Raw genomic sequence first — 6840 nt, forward strand, 5'->3', positions numbered from 1 at the left:
GTGGGGGCGCGGGGTGGGTGGCGGTCACCTGCAGCCGCACGCCGCAAGCGCACTCGCGATGCGGTCCAGCGCCTGCTGGGTCGCCGCCGCCCTGCCCCAGTGCTCGGCGCTCACGTACGGTTGACGCATGACGAGCATCGGTGGTGCTTCAACCGGCATGGTCGACTGGAATCTCGCGGTCGCGACCGCGACCCGGCTCGTACGGCCGGGCCCAGAGGTCAGTAGCGACGAGGCCAGGGCCGTCGTCGCGGAACTGCGCCGGCATGCCAAGGCCTCGGAGGAACACGTCCGCGGATTCACCCGTCTGGGCACCGAGGAGGGGCACGACACCCCCGTCCTCGTCGTCGACCGCCCGGGCTGGATCAGGGCGAACGTCGCCGGGTTCCGGGAAATCCTCCGGCCCCTGCTCGACAAGATGCAGGAACGGCGCGGCGACACCCCCGGCGGCTCGGTCATGAGCGCCGTCGGCGGCAAGGTCACCGGCGTCGAACTGGGCATGCTGCTGTCCTTCCTGGCCTCCCGCGTCCTCGGCCAGTACGAGACCTTCGCCCCGGCCACCCGCGAACTCCCCTCCGGCGCGAACGGCGGCGGCAGGCTCCTGCTCGTCGCCCCGAACATCGTCCACGTGGAGCGCGAACTCGACGTCGACCCGCACGACTTCAGGCTCTGGGTGTGCCTGCACGAGGAGACGCACCGCACCCAGTTCACCGCCGTGCCCTGGCTGCGGGACCACCTGGGGGGCGAAATCCAGGCCTTCCTCGAGGAGACCGACGTCGACCCCATGACCGTCCTGGAACGCGTCCGGGAAGCCGCCCAGAGCCTCGCCGGAGGCCGCCCCGAGGCCGAGGAGGACGACGGCGGGCGCTCACTCGTCGAGATCGTCCAGACCCCCGCCCAGCGCGAGATCCTCGGCCGCCTCACGGCCGTGATGTCCCTGCTGGAGGGCCACGCCGACTTCGTGATGGACGGCGTCGGCCCGGCGGTGGTACCGAGCGTCGGGGAGATCCGCGAGAAGTTCCAGCAGCGCCGCGCCAAGGGCGCCTCCCGCCTGGACCTGGCGCTGCGCAAGCTGCTCGGCCTGGACGCCAAGCTCCGCCAGTACCGGGACGGCGAACGCTTCGTGCGGGCCGTCGTCGACGAGGTCGGCATGGACGGCTTCAACCGCGTGTGGACCTCGCCCAACACCCTCCCCACCAAGTCGGAGATCGCCAAACCGGCGGACTGGGTCGCGCGGGTGCACCGCAGGGCCGAGTAGTGAACATCGCGGGAAGGTCGTGAAAGGGAACCGGCCGACGGCAGGCGAACGCCCCTCCAATCACCCGTCCGAGGGACCGTGAGGCAGGGGTAGGCGTGCAATGCTCGGGGAACCGCCCGTTTCTGTCACCATCTACACACTCTGCGTGACCGACACGCGGGCTCACCCCCCGAAAATTTCATGAAGGGAACCGGACATGGGTCCCCATCCTGCGGTCGCGGCGATACGCCTGGCGGTCCGCCGCGTCCTCCACGACCTCCTCACCGAACACCACCGCGCCCCCGCCGCGGTCCCGCACGCCCTCCCGCACCAGCATCCCCCGAGCTCCGGGCTGCGCTCGAGCAGCGAGGCGCCCCCACGCCCGCCGCTCGTGCTCGTGGCGTGCTCCGGCGGCGCCGACTCCATGGCCCTCGCCTCCGCCCTCGCCTTCGAGTCACCCAAGCTGGGCATCAGGGCCGGCGGGGTGACCGTCGACCACGGCCTCCAGCCCGGCTCCGACCTGCGCGCCGCGGAAGTCGTCCAGCGCCTGCGTGAACTCGGCCTCGACCCCGTCGACTCCGTCGTCGTCACCGTCGGCCGCGCCGGCGGACCCGAGGCCGCCGCCCGTGACGCCCGCTACGCCGCGCTCGACACCGCGGCCGAACGCCATGGCGCCGCCGCCGTCCTGCTCGGCCACACCCGCGACGACCAGGCCGAGACCGTCCTGCTCGGCCTCGCCCGCGGCTCCGGCATCCGCTCCCTGTCCGGAATGGCCGCGGTCTCGGGGGCCGGCGGCCGCTACCGGCGCCCCTTCCTGGAACTGGACCGCCAGACCGCCCGCAAGGCCTGCATGGTCCAGTCCCTGCCCGTCTGGGACGACCCCCACAACGCCGACCCGTCCTACACCCGCTCCCGGCTGCGCCACGAGGGCCTGCCCGCCCTGGAGAAGGCCCTCGGCAAAGGCGTCGTCGAGGCCCTCGCCCGTACGGCCCGGCTCTCCCGCGACGACGCCGACGCCCTCGACTCCTGGGCCTGTCAGGCCGAGGCCACCGTCCGCGACGCCGCGGGGCTCCTGGAGTGCGCCAAGCTCTACGCCCTGCCGCCCGCCGTACGCCGCCGAGTCCTGCGCCGGGCCGCCATCGAGGCCGGGGCACCCGCCGGGTCGCTGTTCGCCCGTCACATCGAGGAAATCGACCGGCTGATCACCGGCTGGCGCGGTCAGGGAGCCATCAACCTCCCCGGCAAGGTCGTGGCCCGGCGGCAGGGTGGCAGACTGGTGATTCGGCAAGGCTGAACCACGACCCCTCCCCGCAGTCGCCAGGAGGGGCCGCTCGGCCGCTGGGACGACCGAAAGTGATGCGGGTGGACGCGAAAGACATGGGTGCCGACCTCGAGAAGGTGCTCATCACCAAGGAAGAGATCGACGCCAAGCTGACCGAGCTGGCTGCGAAGATCGACGCGGAGTACGCGGGCAAGGACCTGCTGATCGTCGGAGTCCTCAAGGGCGCGGTGATGGTCATGGCCGATCTCGCCCGGGCGCTGTCCACCCCCGTCACCATGGACTGGATGGCCGTATCCTCGTACGGGGCGGGCACCCAGTCCTCCGGTGTGGTGCGGATCCTGAAGGACCTCGACACCGACATCAAGGGCAAGCACGTCCTGATCGTCGAGGACATCATCGACTCCGGCCTGACCCTGTCCTGGCTGCTCTCCAACCTCGGCTCGCGCGAGCCCGCATCCCTCAAGGTGTGCACGCTGCTGCGCAAGCCCGAGGCCGCGAAGGTGGCCATCGACGTGGAATGGGCCGGATTCGACATCCCCAACGAATTCGTCGTGGGATACGGCCTCGACTACGCCGAGAAGTACCGCAACCTCCCGTTCGTCGGTACGCTCGCGCCTCACGTGTACGGCGGCTGAAACCCCGGCCGGGGTGCCGTACCGGTGATCGGGAACCCCAGCGGGCTTCCCGCCGTTGGAGCAGGCGTAGGCGGATCGCCAGCCGTCCCACGCGGCTTCAGGTGACAATGCTGGGGTACCGTCCGAAGAACAGTCTTTATCAAACTCACTATGGCAGGAGGGACGGGGCGGCACCGCTCCGTATGGATGGACGTGAAGCGATACTTCCGTGGGCCGGTCATGTGGATCGTGCTGGCCGTCCTCGCCGTGGTCGTGTTGATGCAGGTCGTCGGCTCGTCCGGCGGCTACAAGACGGTAGACACCGGCCAGGTCGTCCAGGCGATCAACCAGAACAAGGTCGAGTCGGCCAAGCTGACCACCGGTGACGAATCGATCATCAAGGTCACGCTCAAAGACGGCGTAAAGGTCGAGGACAGCTCGAAGATCCAGGCGAGCTACATCGGCACTCAGGGTGTGGACCTCGCCAACACGCTGCAGAACAAGTACCAGGACAAGCAGATCCCGGACGGCTACACGGTTTCGCCGTCCAAGCAGAACCCGTTCGTCGGCATCCTGCTCTCCCTGCTGCCCTTCGTGCTGATCGTGGTCGTGTTCCTGTTCCTGATGAATCAGATGCAGGGCGGCGGCTCCCGGGTCATGAACTTCGGGAAGTCCAAGGCAAAGCTCATCACCAAGGACACCCCCAAGACCACCTTCTCCGACGTCGCCGGATCCGACGAGGCCGTCGAGGAGCTCCACGAGATCAAGGAGTTCCTCCAGGAGCCGGCCAAGTTCCAGGCGGTCGGCGCCAAGATCCCGAAGGGCGTCCTGCTCTACGGGCCTCCCGGCACCGGCAAGACCCTGCTCGCGCGTGCCGTCGCGGGCGAGGCGGGCGTCCCCTTCTACTCGATCTCCGGTTCCGACTTCGTCGAGATGTTCGTCGGTGTCGGTGCCTCCCGGGTCCGTGACCTGTTCGAGCAGGCCAAGGCGAACGCCCCGGCGATCGTCTTCGTCGACGAGATCGACGCGGTCGGCCGCCACCGCGGCGCAGGCCTCGGCGGCGGTCACGACGAGCGCGAACAGACCCTGAACCAGCTCCTCGTCGAGATGGACGGCTTCGACGTCAAGGGCGGCGTGATCCTCATCGCCGCGACGAACCGGCCCGACATCCTCGACCCGGCGCTGCTGCGTCCCGGCCGCTTCGACCGGCAGATCGCCGTCGACCGCCCGGACATGCAGGGCCGTCTGGAGATCCTCAAGGTCCACCAGAAGGGCAAGCCGGTCGCGCCCGACGTCGACCTGTCGGCCATGGCCCGCCGTACGCCCGGCATGACGGGTGCCGATCTGGCCAACGTGCTGAACGAGGCCGCTCTGCTGACGGCTCGCAGCGACAAGAAGCTGATCGACAACCACATGCTCGACGAGGCGATCGACCGTGTGGTCGCGGGCCCGCAGAAGCGGACCCGGATCATGTCGGACAAGGAGAAGAAGATCACCGCGTACCACGAGGGCGGACACGCCCTGGTCGCGGCGGCTTCGCCGAACTCCGATCCCGTCCACAAGATCACGATCCTGTCGAGAGGCCGGGCCCTCGGCTACACGATGGTGCTGCCGGAGGAGGACAAGTACTCGACCACGCGCAATGAGATGCTGGACCAGCTGGCCTACATGCTGGGCGGCCGCGCGGCCGAGGAGCTCGTCTTCCACGACCCGACCACGGGTGCCGCCAACGACATCGAGAAGGCCACCGGTCTGGCTCGTGCGATGGTCACGCAGTACGGCATGACCGAGCGTCTCGGCGCGATCAAGTTCGGTGGCGACAACACCGAGCCCTTCCTCGGCCGTGAGATGTCTCACCAGCGCGACTACTCGGAAGAGGTCGCCGCGCTCGTGGACGAAGAGGTCAAGAAGCTCATCGAGACCGCGCACAACGAGGCGTGGGAGATCCTGGTCGAGAACCGCGACGTCCTCGACAACCTGGTGTTGCAGCTGCTGGAGAGGGAGACGCTGGGCAAGGAGGAGATCGCCGAGATCTTCGCCCCCATCGTCAAGCGCCCGCCGCGGCCCGCCTGGACGGGGTCCTCCCGCCGTACGCCGTCCACCCGTCCCCCGGTCCTCTCCCCCAAGGAGCTGGCCCTGACGAACGGGGCGAACGGCGCGACGCCGGCCATCTCCACCGCGAAGAGCACCGTGGCGGAGCCCGCCCCGGCGCCCGAGCGGACCCCGGAGGACCGCCCCGAGAGCTGACCGGGCTCCCGGCCGGCCCACGGCCCCGGAATGGATGCCGCGCCCCCCAGGTTTTAGCCTGGGGGGCGCGGCTTTGCGCCATCCTGCAGGCCCACCGAGAAGGACACAGGAACGAGGCACCAGATGACCGACCCCGTGACGCTGGACGGCGAGGGCCAGATCGGCGAGTTCGACGAGAAGCGCGCCGAGAACGCCGTACGCGAGCTCCTGATCGCGGTCGGCGAGGACCCGGACCGCGAGGGCCTGAGGGAGACGCCGGCGCGGGTGGCGCGGGCGTACAAGGAGATATTCGCGGGGCTGTGGCAGAAGCCCGAGGACGTGCTGACGACGACGTTCGACCTAGGGCACGACGAGATGGTCCTCGTGAAGGACATCGAAGTCCTGAGCTCCTGCGAACACCATCTCGTGCCGTTCGTCGGTGTTGCGCACGTCGGCTACATCCCGTCCGTCGAAGGCAAGATCACAGGCTTGTCGAAGCTCGCCCGGCTTGTGGACGTCTATGCCCGGCGCCCACAGGTGCAGGAACGACTCACCACGCAGATCGCCGACTCCCTGATGGAGATTCTGGAGCCGCGTGGCGTGATCGTCGTGGTCGAGTGCGAGCACATGTGCATGTCGATGCGCGGAGTCCGGAAGGTGGGCGCCAAGACGATCACCTCGGCGGTCCGGGGGCAGCTGCGCGACTCGGCGACCCGTAATGAGGCCATGAGCCTCATCATGGCCCGCTGACGCAGCCCTGGGGCCTCACACGGTCGGCGCCGCCCCCGTGCCGTCGTTCTCGTCGTCCTCCGGGAGCTTGCAGACGCGCTCCAGGAAGATGGCGGCCGCTATGACGCCGATGCCCGCGAGGACGGAGAAGCCGGCGTAGACGGCCTGGTCGCGGCGGGCGGGGATGTCGAGGGATTCCAGGAGGAAGACGCCGGTGCCGCCGTACATGCCGGCGACGAGGGCGGCGACCAGGGCGCTGGCATGGCCGAAGACGACCGCTCGGGCCGCCATGAGGGGGTCGACGCCCTTGGCCTCCGGGCGGCGCTCGCGCTGGGCCTTGAGACGGGCGCGGATCGAGAGTGCCGTGGCCAGCAGGATCACGGCGATCACGGCCAGGACGACGGGGGCGGCCAGGGGGACGCTGGGGAGCGTTCCGACCGAGTTCCACAGGCGGGCGCCCGCCCAGGACAGGACGCCGGCCACGACGAAGACGCCGGCCAGCACCCGGATACGCAGCTCTCTCACGGTGTCCCTTCGGTTACCCCGGCTTCCGGCGGCCCGGTTCGCGGCCGTCTTGACCTTAACGGCTACTCCGGCAGCCGGAGTTCCAGGTCCTCGCGGGGCGCCACCCCGTCGCGGGTGACGGCGTCCAGCAGACCGGCGACCGGCCCGCGGCCGGGCAGCTGCGCCTCGGGGTCCAGGTCGTGCCAGGGGGCCCTGTCTCTTATTACACATCTGACGCTGCCGACGAACTC

Annotated in this window: 6 protein-coding genes; 5 read left to right on the forward strand and 1 reads right to left on the reverse strand. The window is 69.6% G+C overall.

The window, feature by feature from the left end; all coding sequences use genetic code 11:
• Nucleotides 1-127: 127 nt before the first annotated feature.
• The 5 genes from C1J00_RS35405 to folE all read left to right on the forward strand — a co-directional run bounded on the left by C1J00_RS35405 (nt 128) and on the right by folE (nt 6106).
• The gene (locus C1J00_RS35405) at nt 128-1255 is read left to right on the forward strand and encodes a zinc-dependent metalloprotease (protein WP_102913042.1); all 1128 of its coding nucleotides are present in this window, start codon (nt 128-130) and stop codon (nt 1253-1255) included.
• Between the two features lie 196 nt (nt 1256-1451).
• Complete coding sequence (tilS, locus tag C1J00_RS35410) at nt 1452-2528, forward strand: tRNA lysidine(34) synthetase TilS (protein WP_102913043.1); 1077 nt, start codon at nt 1452-1454, stop codon at nt 2526-2528.
• Between the two features lie 62 nt (nt 2529-2590).
• Nucleotides 2591-3151, forward strand: a complete 561-nt coding sequence (gene hpt, locus C1J00_RS35415) for a hypoxanthine phosphoribosyltransferase (protein WP_102913044.1) — start codon at nt 2591-2593, stop codon at nt 3149-3151.
• Nucleotides 3152-3337: 186 nt separating this feature from the next.
• Nucleotides 3338-5377, forward strand: coding sequence for an ATP-dependent zinc metalloprotease FtsH (ftsH, locus tag C1J00_RS35420; protein WP_102913045.1), 2040 nt, complete (start codon nt 3338-3340; stop codon nt 5375-5377).
• Between the two features lie 123 nt (nt 5378-5500).
• Nucleotides 5501-6106 (forward strand): GTP cyclohydrolase I FolE, encoded by a 606-nt coding sequence (folE, locus tag C1J00_RS35425; protein ID WP_102913046.1) that lies wholly within the window; start codon nt 5501-5503, stop codon nt 6104-6106.
• A 15-nt stretch (nt 6107-6121) separates the two neighbouring features.
• Here the strand turns inward: folE and C1J00_RS35430 are convergent, their stop codons facing one another.
• The gene (locus tag C1J00_RS35430) at nt 6122-6610 is read right to left on the reverse strand and encodes a DUF3180 domain-containing protein (RefSeq protein ID WP_102913047.1); all 489 of its coding nucleotides are present in this window, start codon (nt 6608-6610) and stop codon (nt 6122-6124) included.
• Between the last annotated feature and the right edge of the window lie 230 nt (nt 6611-6840).

Source organism: Streptomyces cahuitamycinicus, assembly GCF_002891435.1.
GTDB lineage: Bacteria > Actinomycetota > Actinomycetes > Streptomycetales > Streptomycetaceae > Streptomyces > Streptomyces cahuitamycinicus.